The sequence below is a fragment of the Pseudoflavonifractor sp. An85 genome (assembly GCF_002161235.1).
Lineage (GTDB): Bacteria > Bacillota > Clostridia > Oscillospirales > Oscillospiraceae > Enterenecus.
The window spans coordinates 1-1492 of sequence record NZ_NFHE01000089.1 but is presented as its reverse complement, the minus strand read 5'-3'; the positions used below and the strand labels follow the sequence as shown (position 1 = coordinate 1492).

Annotated in this window: 1 protein-coding gene and 1 pseudogene; both read right to left on the bottom strand. The window is 53.3% G+C overall.

The genetic code is table 11. From position 1 onward, the window contains the following. Positions 1 to 350: pseudogene (locus tag B5G37_RS14425) on the bottom strand (class C sortase); the annotation flags it as partial. Positions 351 to 441: 91 nt separating this feature from the next. Next, positions 442 to 1492, bottom strand: a 1051-nt coding sequence (locus B5G37_RS14420) for a SpaH/EbpB family LPXTG-anchored major pilin (RefSeq protein ID WP_143482995.1), incomplete at its 5' end; no start/stop codon positions are given.

The following is a 1492-nucleotide window of genomic DNA, read 5'->3' as shown; positions in this document are numbered from 1 at the left end:
GGAATCTCCAAGGTGCACATCACCTCGTCCAAATCCAAGGTCTGGGCATAGTTATCTGGAATGGCATATCCGCTGCCTGGGACAAAGGGGTCATGCACCGGGTCTCCCATGAGGCTCTCATTGTAGATCTCCGCCTCCTGCCACTCCTGTTCCAGTATCTCCGGGTCCAAGTTGGAAATCAGGTTGGCATGAGTGGTGATGATCTCCCGGTGGCTCTGGTCGGCTATAAAGTTGCTCACCGCCGGGTAAAAGAAAACCCCTGCTCCCCCAAAAATCAGGAACGCCGCCAGAATCAGCGGCAGCCAAAGCCCCCAGCGTTTGGTTCGTTTCCTCTTGGGTGTTTCTCTCATACGCTTGCTTCCTCCGTCCATAGGAGAAGAGCCCGGGCAGTGATGCCCCGGCTCTCTGGGTCATATGGTGTGATTAGCGGCTAGCAGGGACTTAACCCTCTGCCTTGAACTTCTTGACCGCAAACAGCACCAGGGCTGCGCCGCAGGCCATGAGAATCACGCCGCCGATGGTGAAGGCCACGGTACCCATGCCGCCGGTGGTGGGCAGGGTGAAGTCGGGCTTCTCGTTTTTCACCTTAAAGCTGAAAATATTATCCAATGGATCATCACCAGGCTCACCTATGGCATAGGTGCCAACCTCCTGCACCACCATGGAACCAGTGGCCGTGGTGACATCCAGATTACCGTCCTTGTCACTATCGGTGATGGTAATGGTGACGACGTCTCCAGGCAGGGCATAGCCATTGGGGGCCTTGGTCTCCTTCAAGTAGTAAGTGCCGTAGGCCAGACCCTGGAGTTTTAGCTGGCCGCTGCCATCGGTAGCCAAAGCCACACTGGGTGCATCCTGTCCTGCGTCGTACTTATACACACCGTTGGAACCGTTGAACTTCACTTCGGTCTGGCAGGTAGCGTTGCTGTACAGCTTAAACTCCGCCCCGGTCAGTGGTGTCGTTCCATTTTCCGCCACCTTGTTGACGGTAATACCGTAGGTGAACACTTCCTCGATCTTTTGGGTATCATCGTCATAGGAGCCGTTATCATAGGGATCATTATGAACACCGGTATAGGCAGTGTTGGTAATGCCGGATTCCGTTTCTTCCTGGAATGCATCTTCATTGATGGTTGCAGTATATACCACATGGATGTACTTGGCCGTGGAATAGTCCCGAATCAGATTATCATAGTTAAACTGTACCTCGAAAGTGGCGCCCTCTTTTTTGGTCTCACTCCCAGTTTTCACCGAGTAATGGTCTGCGCTGTTGGTCACAACCTGACCCTTAACAGCCTCATCCACCACGCCGTCATCGCTCCAGTACACAGTTAGCTTCTCTGCACCATCCCAGGTCAGGCCAGTACCCATAGTATCGCCCACATTAAAGGCTTTATAGGTGGCATTAGAGGGATAGGTAGGAATACGAGTAGTCACTGTGTAGGTGACGGTGTCACCAATGCTCACATTGGTGTCATCTGCCTCCTTGTCC